This is a genomic window from Caulobacter sp. BE264 (assembly GCF_031457805.1).
In the GTDB taxonomy this organism is placed as follows: domain Bacteria; phylum Pseudomonadota; class Alphaproteobacteria; order Caulobacterales; family Caulobacteraceae; genus Caulobacter.
Genome location: NZ_JAVDXI010000003.1, coordinates 104,777 through 121,046, shown reverse-complemented (window position 1 = coordinate 121,046; position 16,270 = coordinate 104,777). Strand labels below are relative to the sequence as shown.

The 16,270-nt window shown below is 66.9% G+C and carries 20 protein-coding genes; 11 read left to right on the top strand and 9 right to left on the bottom strand.

Translation table 11 applies throughout. From position 1 onward, the window contains the following. Nucleotides 1–11 precede the first annotated feature (11 nt). From J2X45_RS08775 to J2X45_RS08750, 6 genes are read right to left on the bottom strand one after another with little or no spacing between them, the layout of a single operon-like run. Entirely contained in the window at nucleotides 12–1,790 is a 1,779-nt protein-coding gene (locus J2X45_RS08775; RefSeq protein ID WP_310213813.1) for a bifunctional DNA primase/polymerase, read from the bottom strand. Then, nucleotides 1,787–2,458 (bottom strand): hypothetical protein, encoded by a 672-nt coding sequence (locus J2X45_RS08770; protein ID WP_310213811.1) that lies wholly within the window; start codon nucleotides 2,456–2,458, stop codon nucleotides 1,787–1,789. Before J2X45_RS08770 ends, J2X45_RS08775 begins: the two co-directional genes overlap by 4 nt. 29 nt (nucleotides 2,459–2,487) lie before the next feature. Next, complete coding sequence (locus tag J2X45_RS08765; RefSeq protein ID WP_310213809.1) at nucleotides 2,488–2,694, bottom strand: hypothetical protein; 207 nt, start codon at nucleotides 2,692–2,694, stop codon at nucleotides 2,488–2,490. Next, nucleotides 2,691–2,900, bottom strand: a complete 210-nt coding sequence (locus tag J2X45_RS08760; RefSeq protein WP_310213807.1) for a hypothetical protein — start codon at nucleotides 2,898–2,900, stop codon at nucleotides 2,691–2,693. Before J2X45_RS08760 ends, J2X45_RS08765 begins: the two co-directional genes overlap by 4 nt. Before the next feature lie 5 nt (nucleotides 2,901–2,905). Next, a complete protein-coding gene (locus tag J2X45_RS08755; RefSeq protein WP_310213806.1) occupies nucleotides 2,906–3,256 on the bottom strand; it encodes a hypothetical protein in 351 nt (116 codons plus the stop codon). Then, the gene (locus tag J2X45_RS08750) at nucleotides 3,253–3,513 is read right to left on the bottom strand and encodes a hypothetical protein (protein ID WP_310213804.1); all 261 of its coding nucleotides are present in this window, start codon (nucleotides 3,511–3,513) and stop codon (nucleotides 3,253–3,255) included. Before J2X45_RS08750 ends, J2X45_RS08755 begins: the two co-directional genes overlap by 4 nt. Before the next feature lie 100 nt (nucleotides 3,514–3,613). On the opposite strand from J2X45_RS08750, the gene J2X45_RS08745 reads away from it, so the two are divergent. The 9 genes from J2X45_RS08745 to J2X45_RS08705 all read left to right on the top strand — a co-directional run bounded on the left by J2X45_RS08745 (nucleotide 3,614) and on the right by J2X45_RS08705 (nucleotide 9,240). Beyond that, nucleotides 3,614–4,246, top strand: coding sequence for a S24 family peptidase (locus J2X45_RS08745; protein WP_310213802.1), 633 nt, complete (start codon nucleotides 3,614–3,616; stop codon nucleotides 4,244–4,246). Between the two features lie 129 nt (nucleotides 4,247–4,375). Then, nucleotides 4,376–4,687, top strand: coding sequence for a hypothetical protein (locus J2X45_RS08740; RefSeq protein WP_310213800.1), 312 nt, complete (start codon nucleotides 4,376–4,378; stop codon nucleotides 4,685–4,687). Further along, on the top strand, nucleotides 4,687–4,995 hold the full coding sequence (locus J2X45_RS08735; protein ID WP_310213799.1) for a hypothetical protein: 309 nt from the start codon (nucleotides 4,687–4,689) through the stop codon (nucleotides 4,993–4,995). Before J2X45_RS08740 ends, J2X45_RS08735 begins: the two co-directional genes overlap by 1 nt. Continuing rightward, the gene (locus J2X45_RS08730) at nucleotides 4,995–5,351 is read left to right on the top strand and encodes a hypothetical protein (protein WP_310213797.1); all 357 of its coding nucleotides are present in this window, start codon (nucleotides 4,995–4,997) and stop codon (nucleotides 5,349–5,351) included. Before J2X45_RS08735 ends, J2X45_RS08730 begins: the two co-directional genes overlap by 1 nt. Then, on the top strand, nucleotides 5,351–5,620 hold the full coding sequence (locus tag J2X45_RS08725; protein WP_310213796.1) for a DUF2312 domain-containing protein: 270 nt from the start codon (nucleotides 5,351–5,353) through the stop codon (nucleotides 5,618–5,620). The genes J2X45_RS08730 and J2X45_RS08725 overlap by 1 nt, the downstream gene beginning before the upstream one ends. Before the next feature lie 209 nt (nucleotides 5,621–5,829). Further along, entirely contained in the window at nucleotides 5,830–7,746 is a 1,917-nt protein-coding gene (locus J2X45_RS08720; RefSeq protein ID WP_310213795.1) for a MarR family transcriptional regulator, read from the top strand. Beyond that, on the top strand, nucleotides 7,736–8,140 hold the full coding sequence (locus J2X45_RS08715; protein ID WP_310213793.1) for a hypothetical protein: 405 nt from the start codon (nucleotides 7,736–7,738) through the stop codon (nucleotides 8,138–8,140). The genes J2X45_RS08720 and J2X45_RS08715 overlap by 11 nt, the downstream gene beginning before the upstream one ends. Then, a complete protein-coding gene (locus J2X45_RS08710; RefSeq protein WP_310213791.1) occupies nucleotides 8,121–8,333 on the top strand; it encodes a helix-turn-helix domain-containing protein in 213 nt (70 codons plus the stop codon). Before J2X45_RS08715 ends, J2X45_RS08710 begins: the two co-directional genes overlap by 20 nt. A 34-nt stretch (nucleotides 8,334–8,367) precedes the next feature. Beyond that, nucleotides 8,368–9,240 (top strand): hypothetical protein, encoded by an 873-nt coding sequence (locus J2X45_RS08705; RefSeq protein ID WP_310213789.1) that lies wholly within the window; start codon nucleotides 8,368–8,370, stop codon nucleotides 9,238–9,240. A gap of 6 nt (nucleotides 9,241–9,246) precedes the next feature. Here the strand turns inward: J2X45_RS08705 and J2X45_RS08700 are convergent, their stop codons facing one another. Together J2X45_RS08700 and J2X45_RS08695 are read right to left on the bottom strand one after the other, a co-directional pair. After that, nucleotides 9,247–10,449 carry a phage integrase central domain-containing protein gene (locus J2X45_RS08700; protein WP_310213787.1) on the bottom strand — a complete coding sequence of 401 codons (1,203 nt, stop codon included), beginning with the start codon at nucleotides 10,447–10,449 and terminating at the stop codon, nucleotides 9,247–9,249. 429 nt (nucleotides 10,450–10,878) lie between these two features. Further along, nucleotides 10,879–11,079: a hypothetical protein gene (locus tag J2X45_RS08695; protein WP_310213786.1), complete on the bottom strand. Its 201-nt coding sequence runs from the start codon at nucleotides 11,077–11,079 to the stop codon at nucleotides 10,879–10,881. On the opposite strand from J2X45_RS08695, the gene J2X45_RS08690 reads away from it, so the two are divergent. Beyond that, nucleotides 11,008–12,012, top strand: a complete 1,005-nt coding sequence (locus J2X45_RS08690; protein ID WP_310214396.1) for a carbohydrate porin — start codon at nucleotides 11,008–11,010, stop codon at nucleotides 12,010–12,012. The two genes, J2X45_RS08695 and J2X45_RS08690, sit on opposite strands and share 72 nt — an antisense overlap. Before the next feature lie 20 nt (nucleotides 12,013–12,032). Here the strand turns inward: J2X45_RS08690 and tkt are convergent, their stop codons facing one another. Further along, nucleotides 12,033–13,994 (bottom strand): transketolase, encoded by a 1,962-nt coding sequence (gene tkt / locus J2X45_RS08685; protein WP_310213784.1) that lies wholly within the window; start codon nucleotides 13,992–13,994, stop codon nucleotides 12,033–12,035. A gap of 197 nt (nucleotides 13,995–14,191) precedes the next feature. On the opposite strand from tkt, the gene J2X45_RS08680 reads away from it, so the two are divergent. Beyond that, nucleotides 14,192–16,228 carry an NAD(+) synthase gene (locus J2X45_RS08680; RefSeq protein WP_310213783.1) on the top strand — a complete coding sequence of 679 codons (2,037 nt, stop codon included), beginning with the start codon at nucleotides 14,192–14,194 and terminating at the stop codon, nucleotides 16,226–16,228. Nucleotides 16,229–16,270 lie beyond the last annotated feature (42 nt).

Genomic DNA, 16,270 nt, shown 5'->3' with positions numbered 1-16,270 from the left:
ACCGTCGGCCACTACACCTGTCCTCCCACATTGAAGCCGCCCGTTCCGAGCGGGCCGATCACGCGAACCCGGTTCGCGGGATTGAAGTCGTCGGCCGGCCGCTGCCAGGCCTGGGTCGCGAGGCCGCCGTAGAACCGGCTAGCCTCGTCGCCTTCCAGGCGCACCGGCCGAGAGCCGCCGCCGAAGGCGCGCGCCCGCATCTCGGGACCGCGAATGTCACGGCGAACGGCCAGCCAGACGCTGCGCTGATCGCTCGCGCGCCAGGGCGGCCGTGTCGGGTCATGGGCGGGCGCGTCGGGGTCGATACGCCCCCAGCGGTCACCCAGCGCCCCGCCCGCGAAGGTCGAGAGACGCGGCGCGATCACCGCGCCGGCCGAGATCTCCTCGCGCCAAGCCTGGGTCAGCAGATACCAAGCGTCCTGGAGATCCAGGGCCACGATCAGGCTTTCCGGCTCATGGCCGGGGCGCAGAGGCGTCAGCATGACGACGCGCCCGTCGCTGTCGCCGACGAGATGGGTGATCCTGTCGGCTTCGAACGGCAGGACCGCGAGGGCCTCGATCGGGTCGCCGTCCTGACGCACGAGCGGGGCGATCAGCGACGGCCCGGTGCGCCCGCCGCCGATCGGCGCGTTCGGATGGACGCGGAAGCGATTGAGCACCTCTGTCGCGCCGCAGGGTGTGCCTGCAAGGCCGCGCGCCTCGAACCAGTGCGTCGTCGCCTTGCACCAGGCCGATCGCGCCGAGTCCCACAGTCGCGCCGCTTCGGTCGCCCCATCCTCCCGGATGGCTTCTACCCCTTTGGTCGCCGACGCCTGCCGTTCGGTTTGGACGCTGCGCTGGCGCGGGCGCTCGCCCGCCGATCGCGGGCGGCTCTCACCCCAGGCCAGGGCGCGGTCCACTTGGCGCTCCAGCTGGGCGACGGTCATGGCGTCGGGCACGTGGACCCGCCCGGCCTCGATCAGCACCGATCGGCCGTAATCGTGGTCGATCTCGCCACCGGCGATCAGACAGCCGATCGAGCAGCTGGCGCGATAAAGGGTCGTGTCGCGGCTTCCGACGCGCGCGCCGTGGATCGTCCGGACCGCGCCGTCGAGAGCGGCCTCGCCATAGGCGCTCGCGCGACCAGCCGCCGGCGCCCGAGGTTTGATGGGTGCGCGGACGGGTTCAGGTTCCGGGGGCGGGCAGACCAGTTCCAGCAGCCAGGCCGGGGCCTCGGCGAAAGCCAGCTCCTGGGGCGAGCAGCCCGGCGTCCAGGCGTAGATCCGCCCCGGCGGAATTCCTTCCTCGGGCTTGCCTGGGTGTACCGACGGCGGCGCGACGATGTAGCCGCCGTCGCCGCGCACATCGATCTTCGCGCCGATCCGCTCCTGGCTGCGCTTGCTCATGTTGCGCACCGGAAAGGCCGGGTTCCAGGCGAAGCACAGGTGACGCCCGCGCCCCGTCGCCTGCTGGACGGTCTTCGGCAGCGGGCCATGCAGGGCTTCCAGGCGGGCGATCGCCGCTTCGGCCTCGGGACCATCGAGATCCAGAACCCAGAAGCCCGAGATCGCGCCGGTCGCGATGCCGATGTTGCTGTCGATGCGGGCGCGCACCGGCGCCTTGTTCTTGGCGTCGGGCTTCAACTCGAGACAGCGCCGGCCGGTCCACCAGTCCTCGACTAGGCCCGGCATATGCGCGGCTTGCTTGAAGCCGATGGTGCGGCCGTACGGCGCCTTGTCGCGCGGCTGGAGTGGAAAGACCGCGATCCCCCTGCGGGCATAGTCCATGGCGGCGCGCAGAAACTGGCTCATGCTTCGCCGCCATCGAGCAGCGGCGCGTCGCTCATCAGGGCGAAGCGCTGAACGTCGGCCGTCCGGCTGAGCCGGCGCTTGGCGCCCGGCGGGATCGGATCCAGCTGGGCGCGCATCGTCGAGCCTTTGACCCAGATGAACCAGGCGTAGGCTGTGGCCGTCGCGCCTTTCGGGTTCCAAGAGCCCAGCTGCATCGCCACCCGTTCGGTGAACGGGGCAACGATCGTCACCGGCGTGTCGCCATACAGCAACTGATACCGGGTCTCGGACTCCAGGAACGCCAGGCGGCAGAGCAAGGCGACGCCGCGCGAGGCCACCTCCAGGCCGCGCTGCAGGAACTCGCTGGCCAGCAGGAAGGGCGGGTTCGTGATTACCCAATCGACCGGGAACCGCTCGCCCGGCCCGGCGGCCAGGAAGTCGTACACCGCGCCATAGCCGTGCGGATGGATGTCACTGGCGTGTACCGTGTCGAAGTAGGCGCCCAGCGGTTCGGCCATGTGGCCTTCGCCGCAGGCCGGCTCCCACGCCGACTGCGCCTGCGGGTCGATGCGCTTGATCAGCTCGGCGCCGGCGCGCGCCGCCCAGGGCGGGGTCGGATAGAAGTCCAGCGCGCGCCACAGCTTCCGCTGCGCATCCTCGTCATCGGCCCCGGCGACCCGGCGGGCCATAACCGCGGTGCTTCCTGACGGGGCGGCCTTCATGCCGGCGCGCCGTACTCGGCGAGTACGTCCTCGACATGGGCGATCACCGTCTTGGTCGCCAGCGGATGGTCTCGCCAAGCGCCACGATTGGCGGCGACGTCCGCAAGCGTGGTGGCACCAGAGTGGCGGAGGATCCCCCGCGCGCGCGTGGCGAAGTCGGGCAGGTCTTCGATGCGAAGGTTTTGATCGTTGCCCCAGCTCACGCGCAGGCCCCCATTTTGTGATGATGCATGGCCTCAAGGGCCTCTTCCGGGCTGCGGCCGAGGAGGAACCAGAGCGCCTGGTCCACGTCCTGCGAGGTGCAGCCCATGATGTGGGCGAGCTTCTTCAGATCGCCGTCGATACGGTTGAAGGCGCGCAGATCTTCGAGCGCCCCGACCGTCCAGCTGAAGTGAGCGCCCCCCGTCATGGCGCTTACTCGTCAGCGTAAGGCAGACGCGAACGCGGTTCGCGTGCCAGGGCCGAGGGATCGGGGGGAGGAACCAGCTGGGCCTCGCAAGTCTGCGACAGCACCGCCAAGTCCGAAGCCAGCTCGACCCGGTCGCGGTCACTGGCGAGATACCGCTGCGAGGTGCGAACCAGGCGGACAAACGGGTTGTTCTTGTCGATCACCCCAACGGGCACGATCGCGCGCCGGGCGGCGGCGGTCGCCTTCTCCAGATCGCCCAGCGGCACGGAGGCGTCGCCACTGGCGCGGGCCGCTTCCTTGGCCAGGCGCTTCCACTTGGCGATATCCGCCGACGTGGCGTGAGGCGTGCGGGTCATGGACGCGGCTCCGCAATGAAGTCTTCCGCCGTGAGGGGAAGGCCTTCCTCTTGCGCCGCGCGGAGGTACCGTCCCTGGTACTTCGCCGGCACGAGGCCACCGCCGCCGCCCTTGCTCAAGGCGCGGTTCCATTTGATCAAGGCTCCCGTGGTGAGCCCTGCGATGGCCGTGGCGCGCGCCGAGCCGAACACGCGCATCACTCGCTCGACAGGTGATTCCGCTGTCGAAGCATTGCCGTAGGTAGCGCCTTCCTGCATAAGGACGATCCGTCTATGACTTGTCGTCCTATTGGGCTGGACTGATTTGGGACTATCCGTCAATAGCGCCGTTGCGATGCGTCCGCCGATAGTCGCTCTTATGAGCGACCTTACGGACTGGCATGACGTTGCTGACCGCCTCGTGCAGATGAAGCGCGGGGCCAAGCACCGCTTGGCGAAACACCTCAAGATGGATCCCAGCTACCTAGCCCGCAAGCTCGGGAAAGGTGGCGGCCTGACCATCAAAGAAAGTCAGGCGATCGAGGAGTTTCTCGACAGCCCGGACGAGGCCTTTGCTAGCGCTGAGGCTATGACCTTTACGCCCGATAGCAGGGCCGTTCGCGACGAGCCGGCCCACCTGCGAGTACCGGTGTACGGCTACGCAGCAGCGTCCGGCGGAGACCGCATCGCCTTCAATACCGGCGAGATCATCGACTGGATGGAGCTGCCCATGGGCATGGCTCCTCGCGGGGAGGTCTTTGTGGTCCGCGCCCTGGGCAGCAGCATGGAGCCGCGCATCTTTGACGGCGAGTCGCTGGTCATTCAGCGTAACGTCCCGCCAACCCGCGACCGCGATGCGCTCATTGAGTTCAACGACGGTTCGGGCGTGGTGAAGACCTATAAGGGCCAGCGCGACGGCCAGGTTTTCGCCCACCAGTACAACGAAGACCGCGAACTTCGTTACCCTGCGACCAGCGTGAAGGCCCTTCATACGGTGTTCTGCCGTCTATGACTGATTGGCCATGCTAACGAACCGTCCATGACGATCGGTCCTCGATAGTCCTAGACACCACATTGACAATTAGGACGAATAGTCCACTACGTAGCGTCCTGCTTCGGTCCGAAGTCGGGAGAGGACGCTATGCGCACCAGTCAATCCGTCGTCGACACGCTCGTCGACTGCCTCATGTTGTCGCCGCACCCTGCGGCGGCGACCATCTCACACCGCGTCGACGTCAAAGCCGGTCGTAAGGCTCAGGTTGTTGTCGACGTGGCCGTCGGCGGCGTCCGCTGGACGTTGGCCCCGGCCACCGCCGGCACCGCCGCGCGCCAGCTGAACGACGCCGCCACCGCGCTGCGCCAGAAGCCGCTGCGGGATCCGGCCCGCCGGATGGCCCGCGCCGCCACCGCCGCGTTCGCCCAGGCGGCGCAGTTGGAAGCGGGGCGCGCCTGATGCCTCGCGAAGCCATCCCTCCGTTCACCCTGATCCGGGGCCTCGGCGTCGGCGTCGAGGAACACCCGTCGCTGGAAGCCGTCGCGCTGCGCATCCAGGCTCTACGCGGCAAGCAGGCCCTGTCGGTGGCGCCGTGCGTCGGCGCCTACGACACGTCCGAGACCTTCCAAGGCTTCAACATCAAGGTCGGCGACCGGGCCGGCGGGCCGACCGACTGGATCGCCACCGTCGTCCTTCCCCACGCTGACGGCCCCCAGCTGCAGGCCGCGATCCGCGCCGCCGGCAAGCCGCTGCGGAGGGCCGCCTGATGGGCCGCGCTCCCAAGACCTGGCTGAGCCGCTGGCGCGATGGCGCCCACGCCCTGGCCGACAAGACCCGCAAGCCCATGGTCGCCATCGTCATCGACGAGCAGCCCGACGGCGTCGCGGCCTACAGCGTCCACGGCGCCAGCCCGGCCGGCGCCGAACTCGCGGCCAAGACGCTGCTCGGCGACATCATCAACAGCATCGGCGGCGAGGACTATCAGCCGGGCCGCTGTGACTGCTGCGACGAGCGCCTGGCCCGCGTGCAAGCCGCCTTCGCCCTCCTCGAACCCGACGCGGAAGTCCTGCCGGGCGATCCGCCGACCCAGCCCGCCAGCGGCGGCAAGCGGGAGCTGCATTGATGGCCGACGACAAGCACACGGGCGAAGACGTCCTGAACGGTCAGGCCCAGGGCCGACTGAAGAGCCTGATCGAGCGCATCGAGCGCCTGGAGAAGGACAAGGCCCAGATCAGCGAGGAGATCGGCGAGATCTACCTCGAAGCGAAGGGCTCGGGTTTCGACACCAAGGTCATGAAGAAGGTGGTTCGCCTTCGGAAGATCGACCGCGCCAAGCGCCAGGAAGAGGACGCCATCCTCGACCTCTACATGTCGGCCATCGGGGAAGTCTGATGCGGATCCCCGACTTCTGGGCCGGGGTGCTGGTCGGTTGGTCGGTGTTCACGCCGCTGACCCTGCTGGCGCTCAGCTGGTTCAAGGCCCAATGCGATGCGTAGGCCCCGCCCCAGCATCCTCTCCGACGACGGCAAGGCCTTCGTGGCCGCCGTCGTCTTCCTCTCCATCATCGCGGCTGTGGCCGCCTACATCCATTGGGGCTGACCATGGATATCCAGCTGGCGTTTCAGAACGCTGACGTGCTGCGGGCGATTGTCGCCCATGGCGGTTCGACTTCCACCGCGGATCTCGCCCGCCTGACGGGCAAGGACAAGTCCAACCTGCATAAGACCATCGGCCGATTGGTCGAGGGGGGCGTACTGAGCAAGGACGCCGACGGCCTGTCGCTCGCCATCGGCGCCCAGGCGGTGATCCGCGCAGCCGACATCGCCGAGGGCCTGGCCGCCGCGCCAGCCGACGGCATCGTGGGGCTCTGCCATGCGCAGCTGATCCCCGACCCGCTGAACCCTCGCAAGGATCTCGATAGCGAGGCCTTCCACCTCCACATCGACGAGCTGCGCCAGGACATCCTGCAGAAGGGACTTTTGCAGAACCTGGTTGTCCGCCTGGATGACCAGCTCGACGGCCAGTTCAACGTCATCGGCCCGGCCGGCAAGCCGCTGCCGCTCTACCGCATCGTGGCCGGCGAGTGCCGCTGGCGCGCGATCGGCGCCGCCATCGCCGATGGCGACTGGCCAGAGGACAAGCCGCTCAACGCCCTGATCATCGAGACCGATGACCTGGGCCACCGGCTGCGCGCCTTCGCCGAGAACCGCAAGCGGCGGAACATGACGCCGATCGAGGAGGCTCGGTTCTTCCAGAGCCTGATCGAGACTGAAGGCTGGTCGACGGATCAGGTCGCCGACGAGGCGGACTGCTCGCGCCGGAACGTCCAGCTGCGGCTCCAGCTGCTGCAGCTCTCCGCCGCCGATCAGGCCCGCATGTCCCTGCCTGAGGACGACGAGGACCACCTGACCGTCCGGGAAGCCAAGAAGAAGCTCCAGAAGCCGAAGGCGCCGCCCGAGCCCAAGCCCGAGGACCTGACGCTCGTTGAGCGCATGATCGTGGCCGAGCTTCTCGTCGCTTGCGCGAACGCCAACAGCCAATCGAGCTATTACTCGACGGAAATCGCCGCCGAACATTCGGACGGCCCGTTCGGGGAGGCTCTTGCGGCCCTGCAGGAGCGCGGCTGGGTTTATGTCAGCGGCCCCGGCTATCAGGATGGTCGCTGGAAGGTCACGGTCTACTTCCAGGCTCGGAACTGGCTGGACAAGGCGTACGCCGACCATGCGCCGCCGGAAGTCGGGACCGCCGGTCATCTCCGCGTCGTTGCTCGGGCTATCCGCACTGAGCTGCATGACGCTGCAGCCGCCGCCAACGCCTACGACCCTGGTGACGCCGATGGATACGCGACGCCGTGGCTGAACGGTCCCTTTGAGCTCAGCGCAGAGGGCGCCGCGATCGTCGCTCAGCGTGCCCAGGGGGAGGCCGACAAAGCGGCCAAAGCCGAGGCGGATGCCGAGGCCAAGACCAAGGCGCGACGCGCCGGCAGGCAGGCCTACACGCTCGCCCGCGAACTGGAGGTCGACCTTTCCAAGCGAACCGGGTTCGCCAACATTGACCGACGTATCAGCGCGACCTTGGAGATCGCCGAGGCTCCCCTCCCGTGGCGGGTTCGCACGGATGGCACTGTGATCGACGCCAATGGCGCCGACGTGGTGACCGGCCGGTCGGGTAACGAGCGCTCCACCGCCCGCATGTGGGTGATGGTGATGGCCGTCAACGCGGCCGCCGGCTTCAACACCCCGCCGGAAGAGCCGACCGAGAATGTTCTCAGGCGCGCCGACTTCGAGAAGGCGATGGCGGACTACATCGCACTTGGGTTCGACGACATGGACCCTGAGACCGCCTTGGGCATCGCCCGCGACGCCCTGGAAGCCTACTTGGAGCGTCACGACCTCACCTACGCCGCGCCGAACCACAGCTGGACCAAGGCGGGCGCCAAGGAGGTTGTCGACGATGCGCCCGACGGCTCTGCCGTCAACGGAGGGGACGAGGACGAGGAGGTCGACGGTGACTTCTAAGTCCGGCTTGATGTCCTTGTCCCTGTCCGAGGCTTTGGGCCACGTCTGGCGTTGGCTTGAGGACTGCGAGGATCTGCTCGCCCTCAACCCGCATCGCGAACTCCCGCGCCCGCCCTTCAAGCTCGCCGAAGCCTGGGTGGTCGTGCGGCTCGCCGCCGAGGGACGCGGCACGCCCAGCGTCTGGAAGCCGATCGCCGATTGGCCAGACCGCGATGAGCCGATCCTCGTCGCTACCGCCGATGGCCGCCGCATGTTCTGGGCTCCGGGCGCGCTGAAGATCGCGATGACGCCCGGCGCGCCGACCCACCTGCAGTTTCCCGCGACGCACTGGATGTACGTGGCGGAACTCCCCGACCTCCCAAAGGAGCCCTGCGATGATCGCGGCGTCCGATAAGCTGTCGTACCGCATGGACGAGGCAGCCGAAGCCACCGGCCTCAGCAAGGCCACTCTCTATCGACTGATCGAACGCGGGGAGTTGACGACGTTGAAGGTTGGCTCGCGCACGTTGATCCGTCGGGAGGTGCTTGAGGGGCTCCTCCATCGCCTGGAAGAAGCGAGCGCTCAACCGCGTCCAAAGTTGACGTAGGCACCCTCCAGAATGCCCGGCCTGGAGCGTGGCCATGTCTAGTGACAACTCGAAATTGCGCTCCTACGGTGCCGCCATGGAGCACGGTCAACCATTCATCCGCTTGCGGCTCGACGTGAAAGAGCCAATCGAGCTGACCGATTTCGTGTCGACCTTTACTTCCGTAGCGGCGGAGTACGAGCGCTTCATCAAAACGGAGCGCCCCGATCGACCCGGCGAGGCAACTCTCTTCGTGAAGGAGGTACGCGCCGGATCGATCATCGCGGATCTGATCCCGTTCCTCGCCACTGCCGGGGGAGCCGATACCATCGTCAAGGTTCTCGACGGCGCCAATACGGTCGCTGAATTCGTCGAGCATTATGGCGGACGGCTCTCCGCGCTCTTGAAGCCCGGCGGTCGAGTAGAGGGCGCGGGTAAGGGCGAGTTGAAAGATTTCTATGATCAGGTGGCGGCCGTAGCGGCGACGCCTGAGTCCACCCTTGAGATCGCCGCGTTCGAGATCGAGAACGGGGCCTACAAGGCCAAGGCTGCGTTCAAGTTCGATACCTCCCAGGCAAGGGAAATCCGCGAACGGGTCGAAGAGCAGAAGGTGCTGGTGGACCACAAGAGCGGCGCCAATCACGCCCGCGTCCTGATGGTCTTCACGCGATCAGATGTCCGCAGCCAGGCGATCGGCAAGCGATCTGGTGAGCTGGTCAAGATCGAGACCCTGTCGCCAAAGAGCTTGCCGTTGATCTACGCCTCAGAACTCGCTGAGCAGCAGATCAAGCACGAGATCACAGAAGCGGAGGACAACGTCTTCAAGAAAGGCTTCGTGGTCGACGTGAGCGCCGAGATCCGGAGCGGCAAGATGATCGCCTATCGCGTCACCGAGCTGCATCAAGTGATCGATCTTGATGACGAGTGAAGCCAGCTAGGCTCGTCGAAACTCGACCAAAACCCCCGTGCGACCACAGAACGTCGCCCAGGCTTCCATCATCTTGCGCCGTTTCAGCAGGGCGTCCCCGCGCCGATAGGCCTTCTCCACGTCGGTGCCGACAGTGTGGGCCAACGCGGCCTCCGCCACCTCGCGAGGGAAATTCGTCAGCTCCCCCGCCCAATCCCGGAAAGTCGATCGGAAGCCATGCACGGTAAGCTCTGGCCGTGTCATCCGGCGCAGCAGCATCAGCATGGCCATATTTGACATCTTGTCCCCGGTGATCGGGCTGGGGAACACCAGCTCGTTGGGCTTTGCGTTGCTGGCCCTTGCCAGTTCGGTCAGCAGCGCCAGGGCAGGCGTACTCAGCGGCACGCGGTGTTCCACGCGCAGCTTCATGCGCTCGGCCGGCACCGTCCACACCGCGCGGTAGAGATCGAACTCCGCCCAGGTCGCGCCCAGCACCTCCCCGGTGCGCGCCGCCGTCAGGATCGTGAACTCGAGTGCGCGGGCGGCCATAGCCTGGCGCTCTCTCAGCGCGACCATGAACGCCCCCAGCTCGGCCAGGCCCAAGGCTGCATGGTGACCGCGATAGAGCTTCTTCCGCTTTGGAAGCAGATGCTCCAGGTGCCCTTTCCATCGTGCCGGGTTCTCGCCAGCGCGCAGTCCCTTGGCCTTGGCTGCGTCCAAGACGATCTCAATCCGCCCTCGGGTCCGCGCCGCCGTCTCGGGGATCCTGGTCCAGATCGGCTTCAGGATGTCGAGCACGTCGTCCGTCGTGATGTCGGCCAGAGCCTTCGGCCGGATCGGCGCGGCGTGGACCTTCAGCGAGGTCTCCCACTGCTCACGGTGCTTCTCGTTCTTCCAGCTCGGCCTCTTCGTCTCCAGAACCGCGTCAGCCATATCGCCGAAGGTCTTGACCGCCATGGCTTCGGCCTTGCGCGCTTCGATCGGGTTAAAGCCCTGCTGGACCAGCTTACGCGCGTCAGCAGCCGCTTCGCGCGCCTGGGCAAGACTGACCGCCAGCAAGCCGCCAAGGCCCATCTGCGTCCGCTTCTTGCGCCACTGGAAGATATAGGCCCACTGCTTCGAGCCGCCCTTGGTCACCTCAAGGTACAGGCCCGCGCCATCCGGGTAGAGGCCGGGCTCCTTCAAAGCGCGGACAGTGCGATCGGTGAGGCGATTGATGAGACGAGCCATAGGAGAACCTTAGCAGAACATCCGCTGTTGTGCTGAGCCGTCTCACCCTCAAAATTACCCTAAAAACGAGCAGCGGTTTTGGGCGACGGCCTGCGACGCCGAGAGACATCGCAGGCCGTAACTCCTTTCTAGATCTGGGCTTTTTGCAATAGCCAGCGACGCGGTGAGAAGGCCCTTCGAAACCCCTCGGCTCCACCAAGGACCTCCCAAGATTAGTTTGAATGTCCTATCAGGCCCCGGTGCGGGGTCGGTCTCGCATTTTCTTGCCTATCGTCGCGCTAACCCTGCGACGACGCGCCACAGCCCAGGTTTACCGGACGGCGCCGACTCGCCCGCAAGATCGGTCGGGTTCGATCAATCGCCGGGGGGGCGTGAATGCGCCAAGCCAAGACGAAACGCGGCTTGAGCGAACTGGCGACTTGCTTCTGTTTAGCCAGCGCCGTCCTGGCGACCAGCGCGGCCGCGGCTGAAGGCGATCCGGCGATTCAGCTCAGCCTCGCCTAAAAGGCTGATGTCGCAGCGACGCTCAGCGGCGGGCTCGCCAAGCGCGGCCGCGTTCTGGACAATCTGCAGGTCTTTGCCGACGTCGATCTGGACCGGGCCATCGGCTGGAAGGGCGCGACCGCCCATTTCCAGTTGCTGAACAACAGCGGCGCAACGCCGAACGACGACGTCGGCAGCCTGCAGGGCGTGGACAATATCGAGGTCTCTCGCCACCGCCTGCGTCTGTTCGAGGCCTGGGTGGAGCAGGGATTCGGCGACCAGGGCTCGGTCCGCGCTGGCCTCTACGATCTCAACAGCGAGTTTTACGCCAACGAAAGCGCCGGCTTGCTTCTGGCCCCGGCCTTCGGCATCGGCACCGAACTGGCCGCGACAGGGCCGAACGGGCCGTCGATCTTCCCCTCCACCGCCCTGGCTGTGCGTTTCCGCTGGACGCCTAACGAGCACCTTTACGCTCAGGCTGCTGTCCTGAACGCCAATGCGGGCGTGCTGGGCGATCCTGGCGGCGTGAGCACCTCGTTCGAGCATGGGGTCCTGGCGATCGCCGAGGCGGGCTGGCAGGGACGTGGCAAGGTCGCCGTCGGAACTTGGCGTTACAGCGACCAGCAGGACGACCTGAGGACCTTGAGCCCCTCGGGCGATCCAGGGCGGGCTACGGCGAAGGGAGCCTACGTGCTCCTGGAACGCACGCTGAAGGGCCAGGAGGACTCGGTTCGCAAGATCGCAGCCTTCGCGCGTCTCGGCGTCTCCGATGGCGACACGACGGCCTTCAAGGCCGGATGGCAGGCGGGGGTGCTTGTCGAGCGGGTTTTCGCGGCGCGGCCTGACAGCGCATTCTCGCTTGGCCTCAATCAGGCGTTCCTGTCCAGCAAGCACCGAGACAATGCCCGGGATGCTGGGCAGCCGCTTGAGCGCGCCGAGAGCGCGATCGAGATCACCTATTTTGACCGGATCGGGCCGGCGACCATCCAGCCGGACCTGCAGTATGTGCGGAACCCCGGGGCTGACCGCACCTTGAGGGACGCCCTAGTCTTCATCGTCCGCTTGGGGGTGGAGTTCTAGACCCCGCCCCGTGCGGAGCCTCAAGCGCCGGCGGCTTCGGCCACGGCTTCGGCGGTGATGCCGAATTCCTTGTAGAGCCGCTCGAACGGCGCCGAGGCGCCGAAGCTCTTCATGCCAACGAACTTGCCGGTCTCGCCGATGAAGCGCTCCCAGCCCATCCGGATGCCGGCTTCGACAGCGACGCGGACCGGGGTCTTGCCGATGACGGCGGCCTGGTAGGCGGCGTCCTGCTGGTCGAACAGCTCCCAGCAGGGCGTGGACACGACGCGAGTCGGCTTGCCCTTGGCCTGCAGGATATCGCGCGCGGCGACGGCGACGCCGACCTCGGTGCCTGAGGCGAAGATCGTCACCTGAGCTTCGCCGCCCTCGGCGGGGAGGAGCTCGTAGGCGCCCTTTGCCGACAGGTCGCCGCCCTGGGTGCGCACGTGCGGGGTCTTCTGGCGCGACAGGGTCATCACCGAGGGCGTGCGCTTGTGCTGCAGCGCCGCCTTCCAGCATTCGGCGGCTTCCACCGCGTCGGCCGGGCGGAAGACCAGAAGGTTCGGAATGGCGCGCAAGCTGGCCACGTGCTCGACCGGCTGGTGGGTCGGACCATCCTCGCCCAGGCCGATCGAGTCATGGGTCATCACGTGGATGACGCGGGCTTCCATCAGGGCGCCCAGGCGGATGGCCGCGCGGCTGTAGTCGGCGAAGGCCAGGAAGGTGCCCGAATAGGGGATGATCCCGCCATGCAGCGCCATGCCGTTCATGGCGGCGGCCATGCCGAACTCGCGCACGCCGTAGTGGACGTAGCGGCCCTCGTAGCCAGGAGCGTCGAACGCGCCCATGCCCTTGACCAGAGTGTTGTTGGAGCCGGTCAGGTCGGCCGAGCCGCCGATCATCTCCGGGATCGCCGGGATCAGGTGATCCAGCGCCGAGCCGGAGTGCACGCGGGTGGCGTTGACCGGCTTGGTCTCCAGAGCCTTGGCGATGTGGGCGTCCAGCGCCTCGAAGGCGTTGGCGGGCAGCTCGCCCTTCATGGCCCGGGTGAAGTCAGCGCCCTTGGCCGAGGCGGCCAGCTTGGCCTCCCAGGCCTTGCGGACCTTGGCGCCGCGACGGCCGACGCTCTTCCAGGCCTTGGCGATGTCGTCCGGCACGGTGAACGGCGCGGCGTCCCAGCCCATGGCCACGCGCGAGGCGGCGATCTCGTTGTCGAACAGGGTGTAGCCGTGGCTGTGGGGGTCGCCTTCCTTCGGGCCCGCGCCCTTCGAGATCAGCGTCTTGCACGCGATCATGGTCGGGCGATCCTGCTTGGTGGCCCAGCGCAGGGCGGCGGCGATCTTGCCGTGGTCGTGGCCGTCGACAACCTTCACGGCCCAGCCAGCGGCCTTGAAGCGGGCGACCTGGTCGCCGGTCTCGGCGATGGTGGCCTCGCCGTCGATGGTGGTGTTGTTGTCGTCGAACAGCACCGTCAGCTTCTTCAGGCGCAGGCGGCCGGCGATGCTGATGGCCTCGTGGCTGACGCCTTCCATCAGGCAGCCGTCGCCGGCGATCACCCAGGTGCGGTGATCGACGAGATCAGAGCCGTAGCGCGCGGCCAGATGCGCCTCGGCCATGGCCATGCCGACGGCGGTGGCCAGGCCCTGGCCCAGCGGACCGGTCGTGGTCTCGACGCCGGGCGTGTGGTGCACTTCGGGGTGGCCGGGGGTCAGCGAGCCCCACTGGCGGAAGTTCTCGATCTCTTTCATCGTCACGGCCTTGAAGCCGGTCAGATGCAGCAGAGAGTAGAGAAGCATCGAGCCGTGACCGGCCGACAGCACGAAGCGGTCGCGATCGGCCCAGTCGGGTTTGGAGGCGTCGAATTTCAGGAACTTGCCCCACAAAACCGTCGCCACATCGGCCATGCCCATCGGCATGCCTTGGTGGCCCGACTTGGCCTTGTGCACGGCGTCCATGGAAAGGACGCGGATCGCGTCGGCCATCTTGATGGGCGAAACGGGCATGGTGGCTTCCGTCTTGTATGTTTTGCAGGGCTGCGCGAGGGGCGCACTCGCATGGGAACCCTTGAGGGTCAACCCGCGCGCCGTCTGGAAAGGGGCGCTGGACGCCGGCCGTGGGCGCTATGCAACATCGTCCGGGAGCGTTATAGCAGGTCGCAGACTTATGCTCAGTTTAAGCATAACCCGGAAAGGCCGATCCCTTGGGTAGTCCGTCGTTCTTCTCGCCCTATCGCCACGGCTTCGTTCGGGTTGCGACCGCCGTCCCCAAGGTGAGACTGGCGGATCCGGCCGCCAACGCTCAAAGTATCCTGGCCCTGGTGCGCGAGGCCGATGCGGCGGGCGTCGCCGTGGTCGTTTTCCCTGAACTGGGGCTGACCGGATACACGATCGACGATCTCCTGCAGCAGGAGGCGTTGCTGGACGCCGTCGAGGCCGCGATCGCAACGTTGGCCGAGGCCAGCGCCGGCTTGGCGCCGATGATCGTGGTCGGCGGCCCGCTGCGCGACGGCGGCCGCCTCTACAACACTGCGATCGCCATCCAGGGCGGCAAGGTGCTAGGCGTGGTCCCCAAGAGCTTCCTGCCCAACTATCGCGAGTTCTACGAGCGCCGCTGGTTCACGCCCGGCGCTGGCGTCGTCGCCAAGACGCTGGTCCTGGCGGGGCGGTCGGTTCCCTTCGGGACCGACATCCTGTTTCACGCTGAAGGCGTCGCGCCGTTCACGGTGGGCGTCGAGATCTGCGAGGACGTCTGGACGCCGACCCCGCCCAGCACCGCTCAGGCGCTGGCCGGCGCCGAGATCCTGCTGAACCTGTCGGCCAGCAATATCACCATCGGCAAGTCCGAGACGCGGCGGCTGCTGTGCGCCAGCCAGTCCTCGCGGATGATCGCGGCCTATGTCTATTCGGCGGCCGGGGCTGGCGAGAGCTCGACGGATCTGGCCTGGGACGGCCATGTCGACATTCACGAGATGGGAGCCTTGCTGGCCGAGACCCCGCGCTTCTCGACGGGCCCAGCCTGGACTTTCGCCGATGTGGACGTCCAGCGTATCCGGCAGGAGCGGATGCGCGTCGGCAGCTTTGGCGACGCCATGGCCCTGACGCCGCCCTCGACCCCGTTCCGGATTATCCCGTTCGGCTTCGCCGCCCCAGAAGGCGACTTGACGCTGGCGCGGCCGATCGAGCGGTTTCCATTCACCCCATCCGATCCCGCCAAGCTGCGCGAGAACTGCTACGAGGCCTTCAACATCCAGGTTCAGGGCCTGGCGCGCCGGATCGAGGCCGCGGGGCTGAAGAAACTGGTGATCGGGATTTCGGGCGGCCTCGACTCGACCCAGGCGCTGTTAGTCGCCGCCAAGGCCATGGATCAGCTAGACCTGCCGCGAACGCATATCCTGGCCTACACCCTGCCGGGCTTTGCGACCTCCGAGCGGACGAAATCCAACGCCTGGGCCTTGATGCAGGCGATGGGCGTCACCGCCGCTGAACTGGATATCCGGCCCGCCGCGACCCAGATGCTGAAGGACCTGGATCACCCGTTCGGTCGTGGCGAACCCGTCTATGACGTGACGTTCGAGAACGTGCAGGCGGGTCTGCGCACCGACTACCTGTTCCGACTGGCCAACCACAACGCGGCCTTGGTCGTCGGCACAGGCGACCTCTCGGAACTGGCGCTTGGCTGGTGCACCTATGGCGTTGGCGACCATATGAGCCACTACAATCCCAACTGCGGCGCGGCCAAGACGCTGATCCAGCACCTGATCCGCTTCGTGGCCCATTCGGGTGACGTCGATGCTGCGACCACAGCCTTGCTTGAGGATATCCTCGCGACTGAGATTTCGCCCGAGCTGGTTCCGGGGGAAGAGGTTCAGGCGACCGAGAGCTTCGTCGGTCCCTACGCCCTGCAGGACTTCAATCTCTACTACATGACCCGCTACGGCATGGCGCCGTCCAAGATCGCCTTCCTGGCTTGGAGCGCCTGGCGTGACGCCGACAGGGGCGGCTGGCCCGTCGGGCTGCCCGACGCGGCGCGGCGAAGCTATGACCTGCCGGAGATCAAGCGCTGGCTGGAGCTCTTCCTGAAGCGGTTCTTCGCCAATCAGTTCAAGCGCTCGGCGGTGCCCAACGGACCCAAGATCTCGTCGGGCGGGGCGCTATCGCCTCGGGGTGACTGGCGGATGCCGTCGGATGCGACGGCCGAGGTCTGGCTGGCGGAACTGCGTGAAGGCGTTCCAGCGTGATGAAAATTCTTCGTTGCCGCCGAGTTTGGCTTTAAGCCGTCG

Bases quoted from the DNA above. Each gene is read 5' to 3' on its own strand.
- J2X45_RS08775 (WP_310213813.1), bottom strand. From the start codon at position 1,790: ATGAGCCAGTTTCTGCGCGCCGCCATGGACTATGCCCGCAGGGGGATC.
- J2X45_RS08720 (WP_310213795.1), top strand. From the start codon at position 5,830: ATGGATATCCAGCTGGCGTTTCAGAACGCTGACGTGCTGCGGGCGATT.
- J2X45_RS08725 (WP_310213796.1), top strand. From the start codon at position 5,351: ATGGCCGACGACAAGCACACGGGCGAAGACGTCCTGAACGGTCAGGCC.
- J2X45_RS08710 (WP_310213791.1), top strand. From the start codon at position 8,121: ATGATCGCGGCGTCCGATAAGCTGTCGTACCGCATGGACGAGGCAGCC.
- J2X45_RS08750 (WP_310213804.1), bottom strand. From the start codon at position 3,513: ATGCAGGAAGGCGCTACCTACGGCAATGCTTCGACAGCGGAATCACCT.
- J2X45_RS08695 (WP_310213786.1), bottom strand. From the start codon at position 11,079: ATGGGCGGTCGCGCCCTTCCAGCCGATGGCCCGGTCCAGATCGACGTC.
- J2X45_RS08745 (WP_310213802.1), top strand. From the start codon at position 3,614: ATGAGCGACCTTACGGACTGGCATGACGTTGCTGACCGCCTCGTGCAG.
- J2X45_RS08760 (WP_310213807.1), bottom strand. From the start codon at position 2,900: ATGACGGGGGGCGCTCACTTCAGCTGGACGGTCGGGGCGCTCGAAGAT.
- J2X45_RS08740 (WP_310213800.1), top strand. From the start codon at position 4,376: ATGCGCACCAGTCAATCCGTCGTCGACACGCTCGTCGACTGCCTCATG.
- J2X45_RS08755 (WP_310213806.1), bottom strand. From the start codon at position 3,256: ATGACCCGCACGCCTCACGCCACGTCGGCGGATATCGCCAAGTGGAAG.
- J2X45_RS08705 (WP_310213789.1), top strand. From the start codon at position 8,368: ATGTCTAGTGACAACTCGAAATTGCGCTCCTACGGTGCCGCCATGGAG.
- tkt (WP_310213784.1), bottom strand. From the start codon at position 13,994: ATGCCCGTTTCGCCCATCAAGATGGCCGACGCGATCCGCGTCCTTTCC.
- J2X45_RS08770 (WP_310213811.1), bottom strand. From the start codon at position 2,458: ATGGCCCGCCGGGTCGCCGGGGCCGATGACGAGGATGCGCAGCGGAAG.
- J2X45_RS08700 (WP_310213787.1), bottom strand. From the start codon at position 10,449: ATGGCTCGTCTCATCAATCGCCTCACCGATCGCACTGTCCGCGCTTTG.
- J2X45_RS08735 (WP_310213799.1), top strand. From the start codon at position 4,687: ATGCCTCGCGAAGCCATCCCTCCGTTCACCCTGATCCGGGGCCTCGGC.
- J2X45_RS08730 (WP_310213797.1), top strand. From the start codon at position 4,995: ATGGGCCGCGCTCCCAAGACCTGGCTGAGCCGCTGGCGCGATGGCGCC.